The sequence below is a fragment of the Komagataeibacter swingsii genome (assembly GCF_003207895.1).
Classification (GTDB): domain Bacteria; phylum Pseudomonadota; class Alphaproteobacteria; order Acetobacterales; family Acetobacteraceae; genus Komagataeibacter; species Komagataeibacter swingsii.
Genome location: NZ_NKUB01000002.1, coordinates 228,948 through 250,779, shown reverse-complemented (window position 1 = coordinate 250,779; position 21,832 = coordinate 228,948). Strand labels below are relative to the sequence as shown.

Sequence of the window (21,832 nt, the reverse complement as noted above, 5' to 3'; positions counted from 1 at the left end):
GGCCTGTTCCCATGATGCCCCGGCCTGCATGCCGGGGCACTGGCTGAAACAAAAAAGGATACGGCCACCCGGATGGGCCGTATCCTTTTTTTATGTCAGGGCCTGCCTTGCGTGACGGGAAAGATCACGTCGGTTTGTGGGCCTGACAGGCTGCGACCGCGTTTTGCAGGATATGGGCGCGTCGTTCCATGAAATCCGTGACGGACAGGGGCGATTGCCGCCATTCATGAATTTCGGCGGCGGTATAGGGTTTCGTCATGGGGGGCGTGCTTTTGCCACCCAGCCGGAACAGGACGAAGTTCATGACATCGGCCAGTTCCTGGTCATCGCGTATCAGCGACATGGAAACACCGGGCACCTGTACCAGGTATTTGCGTCCTTCCTCGCTGCACGCAAAGGTGCCAACGGCATCACGCAGCATGGGTACGAAGGTCGGGCCGGAAATGCCCTCGATACCGTGGCATCCCCCGCAATGGGTCAGGTAGGCGGTCTGGGTCCGGTCAAGTGTGGGGGAAGGCGCGGGATTGGCCCGCGCCGCGACACCCCCTGACAGAAACAGTGACGCGACCACGAAGGCCGCGCCAACGCCTTTCTCAAGGCAGTTTTTTCTTGTCATTAAGCGCATTGCGTTCCTGAAGCACGGCGGTCGGCGGCATGGTGGCGTCACGGGCCGCATGGATTTCATCAGCACTGAAGGACGGCGCCGAAGCATTGCCCCCAAGGTGGGAGACATAGGTCAGGATGGCAGCCAGCTGTTCATCCGTCATGGCGCGGAAGGATGGCATGTACCCCATATAGGTAGCCCCCCCCGCCTGGATGCTGCCGGTCATGCCATTCAGCACGAGGTGCGAAAGGTAGCTCTTGCCTTCGGGCGAGGCCGCGATCACGTCCAGCCGTCCCTTCAGCGGCGGGAACTGCCCCGGCACGCCGGTGGCGCCCGCCTGGTGGCACAGGCCACAATTGGCCCCGTAAAGCTGCTGTCCGTCTTCCGCCGCATGCGCGCCATGGATGCCCGCGACGAGACCGCCGGCAACAGCAAGGAGGGAGAGGGTTTTCTTGATCATGTCGTGCTTCCGATAATTGCGGCGGTTGAGCAGTTGTACATTTCCGACGTTCCCGTGCCGAAACACCAGATAATGTCATTGTTGGCCATGGGCCGGTAGGATGGCTGGTCACCATCCGTGTTCAGGCAGTTGACCTCATCGCAGGCATCCTGGCCACAGCAGTCGCGATAGGCGATCAGGTAGGAACGTCCATCCTGCGGGTTGAAGCAGCTGCCGATCCATGATGTCGGCGAAGGCGCCGTGCCGGGCGGGCAACTGTGAATGCCCCCGCCGCAGGACGTGCACAGATAGCCGTCAATGGCGCAGTAGCGCCAGTAGTCACATGCCATGTCATCCTTGGCCTGTGCATGGGCGGCGAACGGGCTGGGGGCCTTGGCCGTCTTGCCCGCGGGCGCCGTGGCGGCGGATGCGCGGGTAACCGGCAGCAGCGGAAATGCCGGGACAGCCGCCATGGCAGCACCCAGGCGGGCCAGCACGCCACGGCGCGAGGCGTGTCCGGCCAGCCTGCGCACCAGGTTTTCCGTCAGGCGGTCCATCATGGACCCGTTGCGTTCATTATCAGCCCTGTCAGACGGCAGCATGGGCAATTTCCTTTGTGACGTTACCGGCATTCTTGCCTCCGGCTTCAGAAGACTGGACGGCAGCTTCGATCTGCCGGCGCGTATTGACAATATCCTTGGCCAGTATGGTCGCATGGTCATCGATTATGACCAGTGTGGGCAACCGGTTGACCTGCAGCACCAGCGACAGTTCCACACCCGTAACCAGCGTCAGCCCCGCCATGTCGGGACGGGTGGCCATTTCCTTCAGCTCGGGTTCCGCGCCATCGCCCACCAGCACCAGATCCAGACCCTGCTCACCCGCAATCGCGCGCGCCAGCGGCACGACGCGTTTGCATACGGGGCAGTCGGGCGCCACGAATATGACCATCATCCGCTGGCCCGCATCCAGCGGGCCGCCAATGACAAACGGTTCACCCGCCAGCGTGCGCATGACCAGACGCGGGACGCTCTGCCCGACATCCAGCCCCTGATGGGCGGCCTGCGGGCCGATGGGGGCCAGGCGTTCATGCAGGATGCCGATCTGGCGGGCCAGCGCGAACAGGCCGGCCGCCAGACCGAGCGCCACAATCGCCAGGGCCACCTGCCAGATCACCAGAAGTGTCATCATGATGACAGTCCTTCCGTATTCACGGGGGCCAGCAAGCGGGTCGCGCGCCACATCATGAACAGGCAGACGCCACCCACGATGCTTTCCACCCGCAGGACCGTGGCCTGCGGCAGGGCGATCCATACGGGCACCAGCGCCGGCAGCGCGCACAGCGCCGTGCGGGCGACCAGCTTCCATGAAAGGTGTTCGCCATCACTGCCGGGCATGCACCCGCATGACAGGGCGGTGCGGCCACGGGCGACGTTTATGCCCATCGCCAGCGTGAACATGGCGATCAGCGCCACAGACAGCAGGCCACCCGGACGCGGCGCCATGCCCGACAGCAGGGCCGCCGCCGCCAGCGTTTCAGCCAGCGCGATGCCCCATGCCGCAACGGCGACAAGTGATGACGGCACAAGCCGGTAGGACGCGATTACCCCGAGGAAACTGTCGTGATCCGCAAGCTTGGGCAGGCCCGCAAGCAGGAACATGCCCCCGACCAGTCCGCAACAGAGGCCACATGCCCCCTGCAAAACCAGCATATCCATCCCTTATTCCCCCGGAGCGACCGTAAAGATCAGATCCGTGCCTAGATGTTTCATGGTGCGCTGCAGCTTGCCGCTACGGGCATCGAAGATATGGAGGTCGCCCGCTTCATCCGACGTGAACATCAGGGGATGTTCATCCTGTGTCACGCCCACGATCGGGCTTGCGGCAGGCAGGGGAATGCGGCGCACGCGCTTGTGCGTATTCGTATCGAATACCCAGACTTCCGTGCCATCTTCCTTGTGGGTCCAGAATGTGCCCCGGTGCATGAGCACATAAAGCTCCCCACTGCTGGCGTGCAGGGCGGAAAGCTGCCACCCACCGGGCCGCCACGCCACGTCGAAGGGCGCGCGCGCGTCCGGCGCGACCGGCATGCCCGCGCCCTGCTGCAGGGACCATGCCGTGCCGATTTCATCCGTGGCGCCCAGCTTGACGGGATAGACCATGCCGCTGTTGGTGATGAACCACATATGCCCGTCATGCGTGCCGGGGCTGTGTTCCAGCACGCCATCGCGGTCCGGCACGAAGAAGGGGGCTGAATGGGTCAGTGACGCCTTGCCATCCGTGCCGATGGACACGTTGGCCAGCGTGCCATCCGCGCACAGCGAGGAGAACCCGCTGTTGCCCCATGGGTACACCAGGGCGCAGCCGGGCACTTCAACCGTCTGTTCGACCGTATGGGCGTGCGTGTCGATCACTTCCACGCCGTTGGTCGGACTCATGACATACACATAGGCCCTGCTGCCATCGGCATTGATGGCCAGGTCGTTTTTCTTTGGTGTGACCAGCGCGCGCGCGGGCAGCTTTTCATCCGACAGGACAGCCAGCGTATGGGGATCGTACTGGACCAGCAGGTCGTCGCGCTGCCCACGGTTGCCATGCGCCCATGTCGTTTCGGCAACATAGAAATGCTGTGCGTCCGGGGATTGCGCGACATTGGCGTTGTAGGCGGCCTGCACCATGCCCAGCCGCCGGCCGTGGTCCGCATCCACGACATAGACGCGCCCGTCCTTGTTGTGGTCATACACGGCGTCCTCGACCAGGATCGTGTGGGGACCGGGGGAGGGAAGGCTAATGGTATCGCTCTGTTCCGTCTGCAGGACGGGTTCGGCTCCGGCCGCCCCGGTCGGGGAAAGGGCGGTTGACGCAACAAGTCCACACAGGAAAAGGCCAAGCAGGTTACGGCATGCGCCGCTGTAACTTAGAGTCATGAAATCGTTATCCCATCCAGGAATCATTCAAGGATTATACCAGCGTTATAGAACGATCAAGAAACGTTATGGCTTAGATGCACATATGTAACGGATATGTCACGTTTATTCTGAAAAGGCGCAAAATGCCGGATTGCCGTCTGGATCACGCCGGGCGGATGGCGGTAAGGTTGGATCATCCCACCCCCGCGCATGGATGCGTGGGGACATCGTCTTCATTTTCCGTACAGCGTGGCAGGCCGATCAATGGAAATACTTGTGGTTTCATCTTCCATATGCACGCTGGTCCTGCTGATGGCGGGGTGGACGCTGGGGCAGCTGCTGCGGCAGGTCCGGCAGATGTTCCGTGAGATCCCGCCGGTCGGCGCGCTGATCGGCGCCGCCGGTCCCCGCCCGGGCGACCGCTGCCCGGATCAGGCATTCCATACCCTGACCGGCCACGATGTCGTGCTGACACAGGGCGCGCCCACGGGCCGCCTGCTCATGTTCGTGGCGTCGACCTGTCCCATTTCGCGCAAGATGATCCCGATTGCCCGCATGTTCTGCCAGCGCGAGAAACTGGACCTGGTCTTTGCAGGCGATGATACACCGCAGATGCAGCAGGCTTTTGCCAGCAGCCAGCATATCGACCCGGCAAGATTCATAAACGACCCTGACCTTGGCCGTATCCTGGAAGTGGACAAGCTGCCCTCCGCCTTCCTGCTGGATGGGCAGGGGCATATCCTTGCCCGTGGCCTGGTCAATAACCGCGAGCATCTGGAAAGCCTGCTCAACGCACAGGAAACCGGTTTCCGCACGGCCCAGGATTATCTGGCGGCCCGCAAGGCGCAGCCTGCGTAAACCACGGTGCCCGGCCCCGATGCATGGCCGTTTTGCCGTATGACGCCATATTACCGCGCGACGTGCGGGGAAACCGCTGGCATGCGGATGCGCGATGCCCTGTGCCGGCTGCCCGGCGCGAACGGGACCCCGCAGGCGCATGCGCGATGACAGGACATGAAATTGGCAAATTTCACGGATAGGTGAATGACCTTGACGGGAGTGGGTCGGAAACCCTGTCGCGTCCCCGTGGTTGGGGATGAGCATTGGAATGGTTCCGGCCTTTTTCCAAGGGGGTGGCATGAGGGCATTTTTCTACAGCAGGCCCGATACGCTGGCAGCCGTCGTACGGGCGCCGCCCCACAGTCGTTACCTTGCCGGTGGAACCAGCCTGATCGACCTGATGAAAGTGGATGTCGAACGGCCCGAGCACGTCATCAACATCAAGGCCCTGTCGCTCGATGCCATCGAACCGTTGCCCGATGGGGGGCTGCGGCTTGGGGCGCTGGCCACCAATGCCCGGACAGCCGCCCATCCGCTGGTGCGCAGGCGCTATCCCGTACTGGCTTCGGCCCTCCTTGCCGGAGCCAGCGCGCGTATCCGGCACGTCGCCACCAATGGGGGCAACATCAACCAGCGTACGCGATGCCGCTATTTTTATGACACCAATGCCGCGTGCAACAAGCGCGCCCCCGGGACGGGCTGCGCCGCGCGGGGCGCGCGCAACCGGGTCCATGCCATACTGGGCACCAGCGCCGAGTGTATCGCCGCTTTCCCATCCGATATGTGCGTGGTGCTGGCCATGCTGGATGCCGTGATCAACCTGTATGGGCCGCAGGGCGCGCGGCGGGTCCATGCGCGTGACTATCATCGCCTGCCGGGCGGTACGCCGTGGCTGGAAACTGTCCTTCGTCCCAGCGAACTGGTCCTGTCGATTGACCTGCCGCCGGTTTCATTCGGTCCCCATTATACCTATCTCAAGATACGTGACCTGAATTTCCTGGCGCTGGCCGTCGTCTCGGTTGCGGTGGGGCTGGAAATGGACGGGGATATCATCCGGCACGGGCGGGTGGCGCTGGGTGGCGTGGCCAGCAGGCCATGGTACGTGCCGGAAGTCGAGGACATGTTGCGCGGCAGGCGCCCCTCACGCGGCCTGTTCCGTGACGTGGCGGAACGGCTGGTGCAGGGGGCTGTGGTTGACCGTGACAGTACGGCCAAGAGAACCCTTGCCCCAAGGGTGATCCAGCATGCCCTGTGGCAGGCGGCAACTGCGTTGCCCCAACCGGATGGTAGCCTGCCTGTCTGGTCAGGTTCCGATTGAGTGGATGGGGGAAATCCACGTCCAGGCGCACGGCTTGATTCCGGGATGTGCGCCAATGCCCATCGGGGCATGAAACCCTGATCCCATATGGGTGTCCCGGACCCTTGGCCATGGTGGAAGGACAGGGGACCGTTATTCCCGTACCGTCACGGGAAAAAGGGAGTGCCTGCGGGCCATGGAGCAGGGGCGCGGAACGACCGCGCATTTTGCTTTCTTGCGGTGCGTGTGCCTGCGTTCTTGTGAATTATATTTACGTAGCGTGATATTTATTTTTAGTAATGTTCCGGTTTTACGGATATGGGCGGCGTATATATCGATTTCATCCTGTCATCATTACTGAAGTCCGCATTTTTCTCTGGTCATGCCGGACTTTCATACCAGCTTCCCGGAATAAAGAAGATGTTGATACAGTAGTGTGACAATCCGCCATTGTTTTGTCGTGACGTGATATCAGGTTAAGGGAAAAGGAGTAGGGTAATGAGGCATATGAAATCCCTGACGATGGCCCTGACGGTCGTGGCGCTGGCCGCAACGCCGGTGCTGCCATTATCCCCCGCGCATGCGCAGCATGGTCCCGGTGGCGGCCATGGTGGCCCGGGCGGCGGCGGTGGCCATGGCGGGCCGGGATTCGGCGGCCGTGGCGGCGGCTGGGATCGCGGCCCGCGTGGCGGTGGGTGGGATCGCGGCCATGGCGGCGGTGGCTGGGACCGTGGCGGCTGGGGCGGCCCGGGATGGTATGGTGGCCCGCCGCCCTATATGTATGATGGCTATGGCTATCCCGTTTATGGGTATCCCGGTTATTATGGGTATCCCTATGGCGGGTTTGTGGGCGGATGGGGCTGGGGTGGCTGGTAAAGCCGCCTTCACCCACCAGCCTTGTCCTGTTTCAGTGATGGCGTGACGCCAGCCACAGCGCCATGCATAACCCTGCGATGGACAGGCTGGCAAACCATATGAGCACGCCCGTCACCCCATCCAGCCGGGCAGCCAGCGCCAGCGCGACAACGGGGGCCGCAATCCGGCCAGTGATCGCCATGTGTCGTGCGTGGAAGGCGAGGGGAGCGAACCCGTAACGGTGCGGATGCAGCCTTGCATGGCATGAAAATGCCATGAGCCAGAGCAGGAAAGTGGCAGGAAAGGTCATGTCCTGTCGCTTCCCAGCCTGTGGCGGACATACAGGGCAGTGGCCGCCGCAAGCAGTCCCATGCCGTCCAGCGCGGTATGGAGGGCGGGCAGGGCGTACACCGCCCGGGGGCAGGTCAGGACATCAAGCACGGGCAGCCCGCCCCCCAGCAGCCCGATCAGGCGCAACTGTGGTCGCCATGCCGCATTCATGTGCAGGCGCGATGATTGCAGGCCAGCATGTCCGGTACACAGGATCCATATGCCCAGGAAGCAGCCAGTTTCCAGTCGCTCCCGTCCCGCCATGCTGGCGGGTAGCAGGTGATTGCACCACAGGAATGCCAGTATGCTGATGGGCAGGCCAGTCAGGGTGGCGATGGTCAGGCTTTCCCCCACACGAAAGCCGATACGGTGTCCGGACCGGCTGCGACGTTTCATCAGGAACAGGACCAGTCCGCTGGCGATCGTGGCCGTGGCGCACAGACCCGATACGAAATACAGCCAGCGCAGGCCCAGTGGCGCGAAACGGGCATAATGCAGGCCATGCATGACCTGCATGGCATGGGCAACAGGACCCGGCGTGGTCGTGGCGCCCAGCAGGCGGCCATCCGGCAGGCTGAAATCGGCATGGTCACGGGTCAGGAAGGGACCGGATGCATCGCTGGCGTATATGCTCAGGTGATCGGGGGAAAACAGGATAAAGCCTGCGTCACGTCCCTGCAGGCTGCACCGTGCTATGGCAAGAAGCGGGGCGAGCGGGGGTAAGGGACGGCGCGCGGCCGTCGCGGCCTTCGTGCCGGATGTTGCGGGCGTTCCCGGCTTTTCTGGGGCAAGCAGGTGCGCCAGCGATGTGGCGGGCAGGATCAGGCCCGCATTGACCAGCACGCCGGTATAGACGATCATGACCGTGAAGGGCAGGACCAGCACACCAGCCAGCAGGTGGGCATCCAGCCACCCACGCAGGCGCGCGGCGGACAGGCGCAGCCTTACGATATCCGGAACAAGCGCGCGGATATGAATGACGGTCCCGGATATGATGGCGACAAGGAGGGCGACGCCGATAATATTGACGATCCGGGTGCCTGTTACCCCTTCCAGCAGGGTATAGTGGAAGCTGAAAAAGAAAGTGCCCCCCATCGTGGCGCGGACCGGGATGGGCATGCCGGTGCGGGGGTCGAACCGGGTGCCGACAAATTGCCGCCCATCATAATGCAGCACATCAAGGGTCGGCGACCGGACGGAGGGCAGGGCCAGGAAAACCGGGACCCCATGAAGCTGCTGTTCATGGATCAGGCTGGATGCGGCATCCAGGGCGGTATCGGTCAGGGCGGTCTTGGCGGGTACCCGATTTTCAGGCTGCATCCACCGCGTGATTTCCGTATCGAACACCGACAGCGTGCCCGTCATGAAAATGCACGCGGCAAGCAGGCCCGCCACAAACCCGGCCCAGCCATGTAACCATCCCAGGCGGGTGCGCAGGGTTTCACGCATCAGGAAACCAGCACTCCGGCAAGGGCTGCGATACATCCGGCCGCGCACACGCCCAGCAGGCCCGCATATGCGCTGAAACACAGCACGACCAGCACCGGCAGGCAGGCAAGTGCCACAATCTGGCCAAGCTGGAGGGTGGCGGCGCCCCCCGCTACGTGCGCAATATCCATCATGACGCACCAGGCGACAGGGTAAGAAACCAGGCAGGCAAGCACGATACCCGCCACCCGGTTACGTGCCTGGCGCGTACGGTCTTCTGTCCTGTCTGTGGTCACGACGCCCCTCCTTGATGGCTCATTTCATAAATGCGACGCATTTGCATTGTGTCTATGACACGAAATGCCCGGCCATGCGAGGGGACCTGCACCATTTTATTTTGCAGCCATCCCCGCAGGGCCATGCACGGGAACGGGTTGGGCGAGGGGCGGTCTTGTACCCATGCGTCGCATATGGGCCTGATCGCGCGGAAGGCCCTTTCCGGTCAGCAACCGGTTCGAAAGCTTTTTGAAGAAAGCTTCACCCCAAAAACGTCTTTGATGATTCAGCAATTGAAACAGTCTGTCGGAGCGGCATGGCTGCTTCTGTCCGGCATGTTTGCGTTCCATGCCCCGTGCAGGCAGGAATTCATGACAGGGATGGCACTGCATCCGCCATGGCGCGCAGGCGCACGGAACGCGCCAGCTCATCCAGCGCCTGCATGCCGGCAGGCCACAGGCCGACATGCGCATGATTGCCGATATGGCCCACCATACCCGCGTCGACCAGCGTCGCCCGCCATTGCGTGGCAAGGACATGGGCGCGGGACATTGACAGCCATTCATCATCCTGGCTGGCCATGAGCACGGCGGGAAAAGGCAGGGGTGTGGCGGGCAGGGGCGCAAAATCGGCCACCCGGCCTGAATCGGGGCCGTGATGGTGGTCAATATCCGCCGGCGCGACCAGCAATGCCGCGACGACGCCATCAGCCCCCCGCTCGCTCGCCATGCGCACGCTCAATATGGCACCCAGGCTATGGGCCACCAGAATGACAGGCTGGTGGCAGGCCCGAACGGTACGTTGCAGTTGCGCCTTCCAGTCATGGTAGGTCGGGCGTGCCCAGTTCTCCTGCTGGACGCGCTGCACGGTAATGCCATGCAGGCGTAAAAACAGTTCCCAGCGTGATTGCCAGTGATGGGGGCCAGACCCGTCCAGACCCGGCACGATGACAACGGCAAACCCGGCCAGAGCCTGTAGCAGCGCATGCCCCACGGCTGCGCCCTGCTCCGGGGCAGGCGGGGCGCAGGGCGGAATGGTTGCCGCATGCATCGGGTCCGGATGGGTATGAAGGGACAGGGACATCAGGGTGCTTTCGGTAAGGCGTGTCGGTGGAAGGAGGGATGGCGGACGGGCGCTCGCGTTGCGCCCGGATGGGGTATTCCGACAGCCCGGTGCGGTCATGCCCCGGCGTTTCTATGCCGCGCGCGGGACATGCCTGAGGGGCGCGCAGCCGATACCAAATCCGCGCGCCACCCGTATGATCGCGCCAAAATCCTGCCCGGTGACAGGGGGATGGAGAAGGGTGCTGCGAATGATATTGCCGGGATCAATGAGAAACGCTGCATGTTCCTCCAGCGCCGGGTCCCTTGGCCCGACATCCACCGCAATGCCCCGCCACAGGCCGGCAATGCGGCCCGTGTCGTCATCAATGACCGGCAAATGCGGCATGTCAGGCCGCGCGATGGCAACCGGACGGGGCGGTACATCCGCAAGGCGCGAGGCGCGCACCGGCGAGAGGCCCAGCAAAAATACGGGTTGCGGGCATGTGCCTGCCCACCGTATCCCGGCCCGCAGGCTGTGCGTGCTGTAATCCGCCGGATGGGTCAGGACAATGCGCCAGCACCCATGGCCCCACGCAGGGAAACGGATCAGGCCCATGTTTGTCGCGGCCATGAAGTCCGGGGCTGTCCGGCCGGGGGAAAGTGCCATTGGCTGTCTCCGTGGGGGGGAAGAAGCGGGTAGACGGTGATGCGGCTATGTAATGCCGGGCCTGTCAGGGCGGCCGGGCTTTTTGCCAGACCTGCGTTCACGAAAGCCGTTACCCGGTTTGTAATGTGGATTATATAAACACATCAATTAAAATGTGCATATAAAAATTGTCATATAAAAATATAACAAAAAATTATGTTGTTACGGGCGTACCGTACCCCATAAGGACAGGATGGGATAGCGCCCTATGCGCACATTGGCGACGGATCGGGATCGGATAAAAATGCACATAATATGCTGGTTTAAAATGGAAATGTGCCTTCATGATGAATAAATATCATAAGATATGATATATAAATTATTCCACTATAAATTAGTTATTATGTGTTGACGCATATGGCCCGGCGTGTATGATCCACGCTGAAACGCCAATAATCATGCAGGATGATCACCCATGATCCAGCCAGCCATGCGAATGCGTAGCACTGGTCGATGTCGCACCATCCCTGGCGCCCCCTTTACGCGGGCAGCCGTTCCATAAAACAGCCGGTGGGAATTCTGCCGGAAACCGCCCGTATTCCATCGCGGGCATGCAAGGGCAGTTTTTTCAATGTTTGAATCACGGATTATCGAAATCGACGGTACTTTCCTTGGTACCGTTATCCTTGAGGCCGATCGCCAGACGCGCCGCTTCTACGCCACGCATGACAGCGTGCGGGCGTTCCATAACCATACCCTGCAGGGGCCTGATGACGTGGCGTTGCAGGTCGCGCGCCTTTATCGCCGGGTACATGCGAACGCAGGCAGGGCGGCATCGGCCAGGCAGCTACGGCATCAGGCGGCCCGCGATGCTTCGGAAGCTGGGGACCGGGCGGCCGGGCGCGACAGTACAAAGGCTGTTTTAAAGACTGTTTGAAAACAACACCAGAAGTGTCTTCATGGTCCCCAGCATCTCGCGGAAGCAGAACTGCCCGACAGCGCCCTGTTCATAAAAACAGGGCGGGACGTATTCATTTCTGAAAATACGTCCCGCCCCGGCTATAGGGGCAAATATGGCAGATGAATTCATGGACCGGGCAAGGGCCTTATTTGTTTGGCCCCGTCGTGCGCCCCTGTGAGGGGGGATCACTTGCGGGGAAACTTTCCTCCAGCGCTTCGTCACGGCCCTCGTCTGCCTGCCTTTCGGCAGGTGTCTGCGGCTTTTCCTTGTCGGGGTCAGGTCTGTCCTGCATGGCCATGGTTCCTTGGGGGCGCCCATCCGTCAGCCGGCGGCGGGCATGGTTGCGAAGCGGGGGCGGCGTCGGGGCTGGTGTATCGAATGGAAACGGGTCCTGTGGCCCCGGCGGGGGATAATCGCGTGGGTGGAACGGACCGGGTGGCGGCAGTGGCGGCTGGCCGGAGGCATGGGGGAAAGATGTAAACATGGCTGTTCTCATCTGGTTTGCGTAGGGGAAACACGACGTGTCCCGCCTGTTTCCCTGCCGGTCTGACCGGGAATACTTCAGTACTGCTTACTGTTCGCCACTATCCGCGGGCGAAGGGGTCTTGTCGCCGCCATGGCTGCTGCGGCCCTGGCTGTCACGCATGCGTTTGTGGCGGGTCGTTTCATTGTTCGCCGGCGGCTGCGTGCCGGGCTGTTCCTGCACGGTGCGCGGGTTGTTCCACAACTTGTCCGACGGTTCCACCCGCTGGCCGCTGCGCGAGGTTGCGGAAGGCGGGTTCCGGCCCACTTGGGACGCAGCGGAATTGGCCGTGGGCGCGGGGGCGGTCTGCATATCGGCCTGCGCCATTGCCATGACGGGGACCATTGCCGGCATGCTGGCCACGACTGATGCCAGCAGGACAGAACGTATTGTTTTCGCCATGGTATCGTCTTCTTTCATGAATGAAGATGGACTGACCACAAAAGCATTCATGGATCGAAAGGTTGCATCCTGTCTGCATGGGCGGGGCGAATACCTGCCGACAGGACAGGGCTTATAAGGAAATCACCCATGCGACCATATGTGAATACATGGACCGCTCCGATGGATTTCCCGATTTTCCTCAAACCTGAACGGTACGGGCTTGTGCCGTGCCCGCCGCGTGTTCATGGCCGTTCGGGTTTATGGTCTTTTGCCGCGTCCGGTTCAGTGGCGTGTTCGTCACATCCTGCCTGGTCCTTGCCCTTGTGGCTGGTGGCCGCGATCCGCTCGTCATTGTCGCGGGTGGATTCCGGCTCGTCCTCGCCCGCGCGGGGCTGGCCGGTGCCGGTGGCCTTGCCATCCGGGGTGCGGCTGGCATGGCCTTCGGGCGCGTGAAGGGGATCAGGGCCAGGTGCGTGAACATGCGGTTGGCGGGGCATGGTCTTTCTCCGTCAGGGGAATTCGGGTGGGTCGCGCGTGCCTGCGCCGCCAACGGTCACGGGGCGATGCAGGCGCCAGCCCTGCTGGGGTTAACGGATTGCCGGATGAATGGTTTTTCCGGTTTTTCCCCGATCCTGTCACGAATGAACATTTAATGGACGTGGACATGCCGCAGGTGGCGGCATGCCATCATGCCACGGGCTGCGGCCCCAGCGTGACCGCCACCTCATGGGCCTGACCGTCATCCGCCATCTCGATCCTGCCGGTCGGGGGCAGGGGGGCACCGTCGCATGTGACATGGCTTATGCCGCGGCAGACATGTTCAGGATTGTTTACGGTAATGTGGTAGGTTGCGGTGCGCCAGCGCACCGTTGCCATGAACCGTGACCAGTCAGGGGGAATACAGGGGGCGACCAGCAACTGCGTGGCATGGATACGCAGGCCGAGGATGGTCTCGGTTCCCACGCGCTGCATCCACCCCGCCGACCCGGTGTACCACGACCACCCGCCCCGGCCCACATGGGGCGGGCGCGAATAGATGTCGGCCGCGACCACATAGGGTTCCAGCCTGTAACGCGCCACATCCTCGGGCCTGCCCGTGTGGTTGATGGGGTTCAGCATATGGAACAGGCCGTGGGCACGCTCACCGTCGCCCAGTACCGCCATGGCCATGGTGGTCCACAGGGCGGCGTGGGTGTACTGGCCGCCATTTTCGCGTATGCCGGGCGGGTAGCTGCGGATATAGCCCGGGTCGGGACCAATGGCGTCAAATGGTGGCGTCAGGACAAGGACCAGTCCCTCGTCAGGCCGGACAAGGCGGGCCATGGCCGATCGCATGGCATGTTCCGCCCGTTCGGGCAGCGCGACGCCCGACAGCACGGCCCATGACTGTGAAATCGCGTCGATCTGGCATTCCGCGCTGGCGTGGGAGCCAAGGGGCGTGCCGTCATCGAAATAGGCGCGCAGGTACCAGTCCCCATCCCATGTGGCCTCCAGTGCGACGGCAAGGGCTGCGGCATGGTCCAGCCAAGCCTGCGCGCGGGCGTCATCGCCGCGTGCGCGCGCCAGCGGGATGAAGCTGGCCAGCGCGTCATGCAGGAACCAGCCCAGCCATACACTCTCGCCCCGTCCCTGCTCGCCCACGCGGTTCATGCCGTCATTCCAGTCGCCCGTGCCCATAAGCGGCAGGCCATGGCTGCCGACCGCAAGGCTGTGGTCCAGCGCGCGGGCGCAGTGTTCGAACAGCGTGCCGTCCTGCTCGGCAATCGCGGGGATCATGAAACGGTCATGCTCGGTAATGGGCAGTCCGGGGGCCTGCAGGAAGGGGATACGTTCATCCAGCACGCCCGTGTCACCCGTCGTGGCGACGTAATGCGCAACCGTGTGCGCCAGCCATGCGCAGTCATCGGAGATATGGGTCCGCACGCCAGCGCCCGTACCGGGCAGCCACCAGTGCTGCACATCCCCTTCGACAAACTGCCGTGACGCCGCGCGCAGCAGGTGCGCGCGCACACGGTCGGGGCAGGACAGCGTGAGCGCCATGCCGTCCTGCAACTGGTCACGGAAGCCATAGGCCCCGCTGGCCTGGTAAAATCCGGCCCGCGCCTGCACCCGGCTGGCCAGTGACTGGTACAGCAGCCAGCCATTGAGCATGATGTCCATCGCGCGGTCGGGGGTCTGGACCTGTATGGCGCCTGTTACGGTGTCCCAGTGCCGGGTGACCTCTGCCAGCACATGGTCCGGATCGGTGGTGCGGTACCGGCCTATCAGGCTGCGGGCATGGTCGGCGTCCATGCCTTCACCCAGCAGGAACACGATCTCCGCCCGCCCGCCTGGCGGCAGGGTGACCATGGTCTGCACCACGCCGCACGGGTCCAGCCCGGCCCCGGTCGCCCCCCGCACGCCACCTGCATGGGTGAAGGCGAGGGGAAGCGCCATGGTGCCGTTGGGGCCGATGAAGGCCGCGCGGTCGCCGGAACGGGCGGTCAGGTACCCGCCGATATCGGCAAAGGCGACACGGTCGGCATATTCGGCGTTCCAGCGGTTGCGGGCGAACAGCGCGCCGGTTTCCCCATCATGTTCGGTCATGACAAAGGGGGCCGCCGTGCTGCGCGCCGGTCCCAGCACCCATTCCACATAGGCCGTAACGGACAGCGTGCGCGGCTGGTCCGACTGGTTATGCACCTGTATGCGCGTGATCTTGACCGGGTCCGATACCGGCACGTACTGCAGCAGGCTGCTGGCGATCCCATGCGCCACGCGGTCCAGGCGCGTATAGCCGCGCCCATGGCGGGTAACATAGGTGGCCGTGGCGTCACGCCGGGTGGCGGCGGTGGGGCACCACAGGGTTCCGGTGTCCTCGTCACGGAAATAGAAGGTTTCGCCTGCGTGGTCACTGACCGGATCATTCGACCACGGCGTGATCTGGTGCTCGCGGCTGTTGCCGGACCATGTGTAGCCGCTGCCTTCCGCCGAGACCTGGAAGCCGAATGCGTCATTGGCGATCACGTTGATCCATGGCGCGGGCGTGGTCTGGCCGGGGCCAAGCACGACCACGTATTCGCGCCCGTTTCTGGCAAAGCCGCCATGGCCGTTGAAAAGCTCCAGCTCCGGCACCATCGGCATGCCGAATGCCGAAGGCGGCGGCGGGACGGGTGGCAGGGCGGGCGCGAACTGTCGCGTCCGTGGCCTTTCCCCCTGGTCAAGCTGCGCGGAAAGCGTGTGGTCCGCATCCAGCACCACGCGGGCTATGGATATGATCAGGTGGCGCACGGCGGGTGTCACCAGGTCGGCGCGCAGCACGCGCACGGAACCGGCGGCGCCCGGCGTGCGTGGGGCCGCGCGGACAAGCTGGTCAAGCGACACCTGCAGGTCCTGCAGATAGGATGACGGGTGTTCATTGAGGATGACAAGATCCACCGCCAGTTGCTTGAGCCGGAAATATTCATGCGCCAGCAGCAGGGCACGCACGATATCCGTCCCGGAATTTTCCCGCACCCGCAGCACGACAATCGGCAGGTCGCCCGAAATGCCCTGTTCCCACAACAGCGGCTGCGCGCCGGCCCCGCGCGCGATCTGTGCGGAGGGCGCGCGCAGGCTGGGGGTGGCGAACAGGATGTGGCCTGCCAGCCGCTGGAACAGGTCGGCCATGGAGGGGGAGACATCCAGATGGCGCAGTTGCACCTGCGCCTGTGTCCATGCCAGCGTGCGGGCGCGTTCGAACGCGGCCTGGTCCTGGTGCGTGTCGATCAGGTCCAGCAGGGCCGCGCGGGTGGGGGCGACCATGGTCCAGAACGTGACGCGCGCCATGGCGCCGGGACGCACGGACACCCGCGCGCGGATGGCAAGCAGCGCATCCAGCACCGTCCCGGTCGTGCCCGACAGGGGCGCATGCGTAGCCATGGCGGCGGGATGGCGCGCATCACGCCTGCGGCCGATGAAGCGGGCGCGGTCCGTCTCGACCTCGATGGGGCTGTCACACAGCGCCATGTGGGCAACCCATATTTCCGGCTCGTCGCCGGTGCGCCTGCGGCGCGTGGCGACCAGGGCGCGGGACTGGGGAAGATATTCGGTCTGCACGAACAGCTTGGTAAAGGCGGGATGGGCAAGGTCGGCATTCTGCGCCAGCAGCGCAAGCTCGGCACAGGATGTGATGTCGATATCCAGTGTCTCGCCGCCTGCGTTAAAGACCGAGACCTGTCGTACTTCCGCATCGTCCTCGGCTGACACCAGCACGTCCAGCGTGGTGGTGACCGTCCCGTCGCGGCGGGCGAATTCGGCGCGGTCTTCATGAAAGACCACGGCGTATTCATCCGGTACGGTGTCGGTGGGCTGCAGGCCCGCCGACCACAGGCGGCCTGTCCTGCGGTTGCGGATGTAAAGGTACTGGCCGTATTCATCCCGCGTCGCATCCTCGCGCCAGCGCGTGACCGCCAGTCCCTGCCACCGGCTGTAACCCGATCCCGCCGCCGTCAGCATGACCGTGTACCGCCCGTTGGACAGCAGGTGCGTGACCGGGCCGCCCATGTCGGCGCGGTCCACATACCGCCCCGCAGGGGTTGCCACGGTGCGGACGGGGGGCTGTGTATCATCTTCGGATGGCAGGGGACGGGCGACGGCGCCGGTACGGGGCGCGCGTTCCTGCAGCAGCAGTTCGGCCGAGGCAATGACCGGGTCTTCATGGAAACGCGCGCGTATGATGCCATTCATGACCGCGTCGGCCACCGCCAGGATGGACATGCCCTGATGGTGGGCCATGTAGGCGCGGATGATCGCGACGCGGCTGTTGTCGGGCACGCGGTCGGGCGTGTAATCCAGTGCTTCATACAGGCCGTACCGGCCCAGCGCCCCGGTCTTTTCCAGCGCATGCAGGTTGGCCACCGCCTTCTGCGGGTCAACCATGGCGGCCAGCATGGTGGCGTAGGGGGCGACCACCGTGTCCAGCCCCAGTCCCCGTTTCAGCCCCAGTCCGGGAATGCCGAAATTGGAATACTGGTAGGTATAGTCAAGGTCGCGCGCGTTATAGGCGGATTCCGATATGCCCCACGGAATGTCACGGTCCTGCCCATAGGCGATCTGGCGCTGCACGATCAGCTTGTTGGTCTGTTCCATAAGGCTGCCCATGGGCGCGCGCATGACCAGCGAGGGCATGAGGTACTCGAACATCGACCCCGACCACGAAACCAGCGCCGCCCCATTGCCCACCGGCGTTATGGACCGGCCAAGGCGGAACCAGTCATGGGCGGGCATGTCGCCCTTGGCTATGGCGAAGAACACCGCCAGCCGCGCTTCGGACGCCAGCAGGTCGTAGCAGTTGGCGTCCTGTGTGTCCTCCGCCACCAGGTAGCCGATGGACAGCAGCTTGCGCGACGGATTGCACAGGAAGGCGAAATCCATGTCGTGCGCCATGCGCCGCGCCTTCTGCGCCACGATGTCCAGCCGCGCGCCCAGCGTTGCGTACAGCTCCGCGTCAAGGTCACGCAGGTGGCTTTCCAGCGTGCGCAGCGGGGCGGTGGCCCAGAATGTCAGGTCCGCCGTGTCCTTTTCATCCTGGCCCGGCAGGAGGGCGGGCATTGTCGCCATGTGATCCAGGACCGCGCCGGCCTGGCGGCGCAGGGCCGACAGTTCCCCTTCCGACCGGGTGGCGGCCGCGGACAGGACGGCGTTCTTCAGTCCCGTCAGCAGCCGCAGCAACTGCCGCTGCGTCCGTGTATGGGTCATGCGCCTGCGCCTGCCGTCTTGGAAGGTCAGGTCGGCGATGGCGATATTCAGCGCATCCGTGACGCCATCGCGCCATGCGTCGATTTCCGGCCCGTTTTCCAGCCATCGCTGGCAGGCGCTGGAAAGGGCGATGAGGTGCCCGGCCAGGTTGCCGCTATCGACGCTGGAAATATAGACCGGGTCAAGCGGGCGCAGGTCGTCGGTGGCATACCAGTTGTAGAAATGACCACGGTAGCGTGGCATGGTTTCCAGCGTGGCGAAGGTCGCTTCCAGCCGGGTCAGGGTGTCGGCCAGGCCGATCCAGCCGAAATCGCGCGCACTGGCGCAGCACAGCAGGTACAGGCCGATATTGGTGGGCGAGGTGCGCCGGGCCAGCACGGGGGCCGGATCTTCCTGGAAATTGTCCGGCGGCAGCATGTGGTCCGCGGGCGTGGTAAAGGTTTCAAAGAAACGCCACGTCCGGCGCGCGGTCATGCGCAGGATGCGGATATCGGTGCGCGAAGGGCGCGAACGCGCCGCAATGACCGGCGTGCGGCTGGCCCACATCGCCACCGCGGGCGAAAGGCCCCACAATGTTGCGACGGGCACGGACATGAACAGGCTCCACGGCGCCCAGATGACCGTGGCGGCAACGCAGCCCCCGCCCAGCAGGGGGGCGGGGATCATCCGCCCGTAATATCCCGCAAGGCCCGAACGCATAAGCCCCGCGATCTGGGCCGCGGGCACCCATTGCAGCATGTGGCGGCGCGTGATGAGCACGCGCGCCAGCGTGCGGGCGATTGCATCCGTCATGATGACGGCCTGATGGGCCAGGAAGGTGATGGTCAGGAAGGTCATCACCGCCGCCTCGGCGCTTTTTCCCCCAATCACGCTAAGGTAGCTGCGCAGCGTGATCCATTCCCGCCGGGGCACGATGTCAGGCAGCACCGGCAGGAATGCGGGCAGCGCCAGCGCCAGCAGGATGAAGGCCGTCCAGATCAGCGCCGCATGGAACGGCAGGAACCACCCCGCCACAAGTGTCGCCAGCGCCAGCGGCATGCACAGCGTGCGGCGCAGGTTGTCCAGCATCTTCCACCGCGCGATGCCCGAAAGCCGGGCGCGGGCGGGCACGCTGCGGGGCGGCAGGCTGGATGCGATCCATGGCAGCAGTTGCCAGTCGCCCCGTGCCCAGCGGTGCAGCCGCTGGGCCGCGACCAGGTAGTCGGTGGGGAATTCCTCCACCACCTCGATATCCGTCACCAGTCCGGCACGGGCGAAAATGCCCTCGAACAGGTCATGGCTGAGCATGGCGGATTCCGGCACGCGCCGGGCCAGGGCGGCCTCGAATGCGTCGATATCGTATATCCCCTTGCCCGCGTAGGACCCTTCGCCAAACATGTCCTGATACAGGTCGGACACGGCGGCGGAATAGGCGTCGATGCCGCTGGCGCTGGCGAAAATACGCTGGAACAGCGTGCTCTGGTGACCCACGGGCAGGGATGGCGTTACCCGTGGCTGCAGGATCGCGTAGCCTTCATGCACCCGTCCCGATACGGGATCGAACAGCGGCGCGTTGAGCGGATGGGCCATCTTGCCGATCAGGCGGCATACGGTTTCCAGCGGCAGGCGCGTATCGGCATCAAGGGTGATGACATAGCGTATGTCGGCGGGCAGGGCATGGCCGGGGGGCAGGAAGGTCGTGTCCCCCGCCCCGCGCAGCAGGTGGTTGAGTTCATGCAGCTTGCCGCGCTTGCGTTCCCACCCCATCCATACACCCTCGCTTTCGCACCATACGCGCCTGCGGTGCAGCAGGTAGAAGCGCATGCCCTGCGGGCCGTGGCCGTATTTCCGGTTAAGGCGTTCCATCCCCGCGCGCGCCAGCCCCAGCAGGCGCTGGTCATCGGGCGCATCGGCGCCGTCATGGTCGGTCCAGTCGGTCAGCAGCGCGAAGTGGACCGCGTCATCGCGCACGGTCAGGTAATGGACCTCCAGCCGCGCCACCAGTTCGCTTACGGTCTTTTCCGTCGTCAGCAGCGCGGGCACGACCACCATGGTGCGCAGGTGGGCCGGGATGCCGTGCAGGAATTCCAGGCCCGGCAGGGTGGTGGCGTGAACCACCTCCAGCGCCAGGCGGTTGACGCAGGCGACCGCCGCCTCCGACACCGGTATGAAGGCCAGCACGGGCAGCAGCCACGCGGGGTTCATGCCGACCCGCCAGGTCAGCCATAGCGGAATGGCGATGAACAGCATGGTCAGCAGCGTGACCACAACGCTGTAGGCCGTGATCCCGTATGCGCAGAACCCCCTTGCCAGCCGGCGCCGCATGGTGGGCCGGAAACGGATGGCGGCCTCCAGCGCGGGCCGCCCGGCCATGAGCAGGTAATAACCCGGGTCGGCGTGGCGTGGGCCAGCCGCGCCCGTGGCCTGTGCCGCGCGCGCCATGGCCACGGCCTGCCCGGCTATGGCCATTTCGGTCATGTGGCTGCCACGGGCCAGTTCCTCTATGGCCTTGCGATACAGGTCCCGGCTGGCGAAATCGGCCTGTGTAAAGCTGTCGTAGTCGGCAAAGAGCCGGTCGATGAGGCAGACGCGCTCAAACGCCTCGGTCCAGTCAAAACCCGCGATCAGCCGCAGGCTGGTGATGATGTTGCGTATGGTGGCGTTGAACGCTCCCTGTTCGTGCAGGTCGTCGCGCACCGCGTTGTCAATGGTGGTGCCCCGGTCCGCCAGGCGCTGTTCCAGCCAGACAAGGGCAGGGTCCTTTTCAGGGTCCAGCCCGCGGGAGCGGTGGGCAAGCTGGGCGGTAAACGCGCAGTTGAGGATGCGCGGGTCAACGGCGGCCAGGAAGCCGGACATGGCGGCCTGCGTGTCCTTGCGGTAGGCGTCAAGCTGGTCGGCCAGCTGGTCGGCGGCCCGCCTGCTGGCGTTATTGTCCATGATCGCGCCGACAACACGGCGCAGGTTTTCAATCAGCACGATCCGCAGTGTGATCGAAACCGCCCAGAGTTCCCCGATCGTAAGGGGCGTCACGCTCTGGTACGCCAGCAGGTAGTTATACAGGATTTCAGGCTGCAGGTTGCTGTCGGTATGGGCGACCAGCGCCCATGTCACGCCAAAGACCCGCGGCAGCCCGGCGAACGGGCCACCGGCCAGCTTGGGCAGGCGGGCGTAATAGCTGGCGGGCAGGTCCAGGTCCGTCTCGCGTATCTGCATGTCCACCAGGGCGTAATTGTCCGCCAGCCACTGGGCCGCGGGGGTCAGCTGTTTCCCGTTCTGGATATCCTGTGCGATCTGTATGTCGGCGGCGCGCAGGAACGCCCCGTTTTCCGCCAGCCGGCGTGACAGGGGCCTGCGGCGTTCATGGCCACGCCCAAGGGGGGCGATGGTCTGGGCCGCGGCAAGGCTGCGGGCGTGGGCTTCCAGCCGCTCCATGCCAAAAATCTCGCTTTTCAGCGGGGCGAAGTCATCCGCCCAGCCGGGTGGGGGCACCCGCCCCAGCAGGCGCGCAAGCCATGGGCGCCGTGTTGACCGGAATGCAGGGTCGGGCTGTCGGAAGGCGGTGGTGGTCCCGTCCATGTTCTGCTCCAGTTTCCTGCGCAT

Annotated in this window: 18 protein-coding genes and 1 pseudogene; 4 read left to right on the top strand and 15 right to left on the bottom strand. The window is 64.1% G+C overall.

The features are described 5' to 3' along the window. Window positions 1-124: 124 nt before the first annotated feature. From CFR76_RS02880 to CFR76_RS02855, 6 genes are read right to left on the bottom strand one after another with little or no spacing between them, the layout of a single operon-like run. Entirely contained in the window at window positions 125-616 is a 492-nt protein-coding gene (locus CFR76_RS02880) for a c-type cytochrome (RefSeq protein WP_110555725.1), read from the bottom strand. Then, a complete protein-coding gene (locus CFR76_RS02875; protein ID WP_110555724.1) occupies window positions 594-1,064 on the bottom strand; it encodes a c-type cytochrome in 471 nt (156 codons plus the stop codon). The genes CFR76_RS02880 and CFR76_RS02875 overlap by 23 nt, the downstream gene beginning before the upstream one ends. Then, window positions 1,061-1,645, bottom strand: a complete 585-nt coding sequence (gene mauA, locus CFR76_RS02870; RefSeq protein ID WP_025438142.1) for a methylamine dehydrogenase (amicyanin) small subunit — start codon at window positions 1,643-1,645, stop codon at window positions 1,061-1,063. Before mauA ends, CFR76_RS02875 begins: the two co-directional genes overlap by 4 nt. Next, window positions 1,632-2,234 carry a thioredoxin domain-containing protein gene (locus CFR76_RS02865; RefSeq protein ID WP_110555723.1) on the bottom strand — a complete coding sequence of 201 codons (603 nt, stop codon included), beginning with the start codon at window positions 2,232-2,234 and terminating at the stop codon, window positions 1,632-1,634. The genes mauA and CFR76_RS02865 overlap by 14 nt, the downstream gene beginning before the upstream one ends. Then, window positions 2,231-2,761, bottom strand: coding sequence for a MauE/DoxX family redox-associated membrane protein (locus CFR76_RS02860; RefSeq protein ID WP_244191747.1), 531 nt, complete (start codon window positions 2,759-2,761; stop codon window positions 2,231-2,233). Before CFR76_RS02860 ends, CFR76_RS02865 begins: the two co-directional genes overlap by 4 nt. A 3-nt stretch (window positions 2,762-2,764) precedes the next feature. Next, on the bottom strand, window positions 2,765-3,970 hold the full coding sequence (locus tag CFR76_RS02855; protein ID WP_244191746.1) for an amine dehydrogenase large subunit: 1,206 nt from the start codon (window positions 3,968-3,970) through the stop codon (window positions 2,765-2,767). Between the two features lie 246 nt (window positions 3,971-4,216). On the opposite strand from CFR76_RS02855, the gene CFR76_RS02850 reads away from it, so the two are divergent. From CFR76_RS02850 to CFR76_RS02840, 3 genes are all read left to right on the top strand, one after another. After that, window positions 4,217-4,810, top strand: a complete 594-nt coding sequence (locus CFR76_RS02850; RefSeq protein ID WP_110555720.1) for a thioredoxin domain-containing protein — start codon at window positions 4,217-4,219, stop codon at window positions 4,808-4,810. A 280-nt stretch (window positions 4,811-5,090) separates the two neighbouring features. Beyond that, entirely contained in the window at window positions 5,091-6,110 is a 1,020-nt protein-coding gene (locus CFR76_RS02845) for an FAD binding domain-containing protein (protein WP_110555719.1), read from the top strand. A 477-nt stretch (window positions 6,111-6,587) separates the two neighbouring features. Further along, the gene (locus tag CFR76_RS02840) at window positions 6,588-6,965 is read left to right on the top strand and encodes a hypothetical protein (RefSeq protein WP_208623914.1); all 378 of its coding nucleotides are present in this window, start codon (window positions 6,588-6,590) and stop codon (window positions 6,963-6,965) included. A 31-nt stretch (window positions 6,966-6,996) separates the two neighbouring features. Here the strand turns inward: CFR76_RS02840 and CFR76_RS02835 are convergent, their stop codons facing one another. From CFR76_RS02835 to CFR76_RS02815, 5 genes are all read right to left on the bottom strand, one after another. Next, window positions 6,997-7,254: a hypothetical protein gene (locus CFR76_RS02835; RefSeq protein WP_110555718.1), complete on the bottom strand. Its 258-nt coding sequence runs from the start codon at window positions 7,252-7,254 to the stop codon at window positions 6,997-6,999. After that, window positions 7,251-8,723 (bottom strand): PepSY-associated TM helix domain-containing protein, encoded by a 1,473-nt coding sequence (locus CFR76_RS02830; protein ID WP_110555717.1) that lies wholly within the window; start codon window positions 8,721-8,723, stop codon window positions 7,251-7,253. Before CFR76_RS02830 ends, CFR76_RS02835 begins: the two co-directional genes overlap by 4 nt. After that, window positions 8,723-8,998 (bottom strand): hypothetical protein, encoded by a 276-nt coding sequence (locus tag CFR76_RS02825; RefSeq protein WP_244191744.1) that lies wholly within the window; start codon window positions 8,996-8,998, stop codon window positions 8,723-8,725. Before CFR76_RS02825 ends, CFR76_RS02830 begins: the two co-directional genes overlap by 1 nt. A gap of 349 nt (window positions 8,999-9,347) precedes the next feature. Then, entirely contained in the window at window positions 9,348-10,061 is a 714-nt protein-coding gene (locus CFR76_RS02820; RefSeq protein ID WP_110555839.1) for an RBBP9/YdeN family alpha/beta hydrolase, read from the bottom strand. 111 nt (window positions 10,062-10,172) lie between these two features. Next, entirely contained in the window at window positions 10,173-10,688 is a 516-nt protein-coding gene (locus CFR76_RS02815) for a thioredoxin domain-containing protein (protein WP_110555716.1), read from the bottom strand. A 610-nt stretch (window positions 10,689-11,298) separates the two neighbouring features. Here CFR76_RS02815 and CFR76_RS02810 point away from each other — a divergent pair. After that, window positions 11,299-11,505, top strand: a pseudogene (locus tag CFR76_RS02810) (hypothetical protein); the annotation flags it as partial. A gap of 268 nt (window positions 11,506-11,773) precedes the next feature. On the opposite strand, the gene CFR76_RS02805 reads toward CFR76_RS02810, so the two are convergent. From CFR76_RS02805 to CFR76_RS02790, 4 genes are all read right to left on the bottom strand, one after another. Then, entirely contained in the window at window positions 11,774-12,112 is a 339-nt protein-coding gene (locus CFR76_RS02805) for a hypothetical protein (RefSeq protein WP_146222627.1), read from the bottom strand. 87 nt (window positions 12,113-12,199) lie between these two features. Further along, window positions 12,200-12,553 (bottom strand): hypothetical protein, encoded by a 354-nt coding sequence (locus tag CFR76_RS02800; RefSeq protein WP_244191743.1) that lies wholly within the window; start codon window positions 12,551-12,553, stop codon window positions 12,200-12,202. Between the two features lie 224 nt (window positions 12,554-12,777). Further along, window positions 12,778-13,032: a hypothetical protein gene (locus tag CFR76_RS02795; RefSeq protein WP_110555713.1), complete on the bottom strand. Its 255-nt coding sequence runs from the start codon at window positions 13,030-13,032 to the stop codon at window positions 12,778-12,780. A 190-nt stretch (window positions 13,033-13,222) separates the two neighbouring features. Beyond that, on the bottom strand, window positions 13,223-21,808 hold the full coding sequence (locus CFR76_RS02790; RefSeq protein ID WP_244191742.1) for a GH36-type glycosyl hydrolase domain-containing protein: 8,586 nt from the start codon (window positions 21,806-21,808) through the stop codon (window positions 13,223-13,225). Window positions 21,809-21,832 lie beyond the last annotated feature (24 nt).